Origin of the sequence: Odoribacter laneus YIT 12061, assembly GCF_000243215.1 — a bacterium.
Classification (GTDB): domain Bacteria; phylum Bacteroidota; class Bacteroidia; order Bacteroidales; family Marinifilaceae; genus Culturomica; species Culturomica lanea.
In genome coordinates this window covers 922,588-923,755 of record NZ_JH594596.1, presented here as the reverse complement: position 1 = coordinate 923,755, position 1,168 = coordinate 922,588, and the positions used below count along the sequence as shown (strand labels likewise).

The window sequence follows — 1,168 nt, the reverse complement described above, 5'->3', positions numbered from 1 at the left end:
CCCCGGTAAGGGGTCACCCCCACCCTTTCCCCATCGATATAAACTTCCGCCCCACTTTCCGGAAGGGAGCTTATCTCTACAGAACCGAAAGCAGGACGTAGCTTTATCGCCAATTCTTTTTTTCCCGAAGAACTTACTTCCACTTGTCCGGCTTCCGTATGATACAACGGATGCTCTACCCGGTAAGTATGCTTTCCCCAAGGCACAAACTTTTGTACCACTCCCCCCGTTCCCGACTCATATACCTCATCGATATAGATCAGAGCATCCGCCGGATCCGGACGGATCACCAGATAATCCATATCCACAGTCTCGTGGACTACCGTTTCTACCCGACCGGTGGTCAATACCAATTCGTATACACTGGCTTTCTCGATCCGCTCTGGATAAACATAATCCCGTAACATCCCCAACTGCGGATGTTTGATCGTCAGCCGTTTCGCTCCATAAGGCACATACAGCCAGATTTCACTGGTCTTGTTAACACTCCCCACCAATCCCAAAGCATCCGGCTCAAACACAAACCCCTTTTCGTTTGTCACTACCTTGATGATCGCACAACGATCTCCGTTCTGATCCATACGCCCCTCGCTTCCCCGAGCCGAAAGGTCATTTTCCAGCTTCTGGAATGATTTCACGGAAAGTTGCTGGGCTTCTACCACCGAAATACTCAGCAACAAAATTATCTCTATCAATAATTTCATCTTTAAAAATTTATATCAATAATTTTCTCTTTACCTTCCCGAAAAAGTCAGAGCATTTTCCCGCAAAAAAACACTTATCTCCCAAAAGTCAACGTTCTCATAAACATCTCTATTTTCAAATTCTTTATTTTTCACCCCTCCCCACCGTCTCCCGTCTGGTCTCCCTTTGGGGCGGCGACAACCGCCCTTTCCGGGAGTCCCTCCGTGCGACTTCTCCCCTCTTTTTTAGCTCGATTGAAGACCAGAAGGTTGGGAACTAACATACTAACCGAAAGCCGAGGAGGCTGCTACGGTAGTCAGGCGTGTTGCCGCTACGAAACGACACGCGACAGTACCTGGCAATGCTGTTCCAGCCACCGCCCCGGTACACCCGGCGAGAACCACTAGTAGCCCCTAACGGGTCTCTCTGAGAAGTAACACGATAATCCCCGTACCAGTCTTCACACCATTCCCATACATTACCA

The 1,168-nt window shown here is 49.1% G+C and carries 1 protein-coding gene and 1 pseudogene; both read right to left on the bottom strand.

Annotation, left to right across the window (positions count from 1 at the left end):
* A pseudogene (locus HMPREF9449_RS16700) lies at positions 1-704 on the bottom strand (PEGA domain-containing protein); the annotation flags it as partial.
* A 256-nt stretch (positions 705-960) separates the two neighbouring features.
* The coding region (locus HMPREF9449_RS16985; RefSeq protein WP_147640109.1) for a formylglycine-generating enzyme family protein at positions 961-1,168 on the bottom strand (208 nt) is incomplete at its 5' end.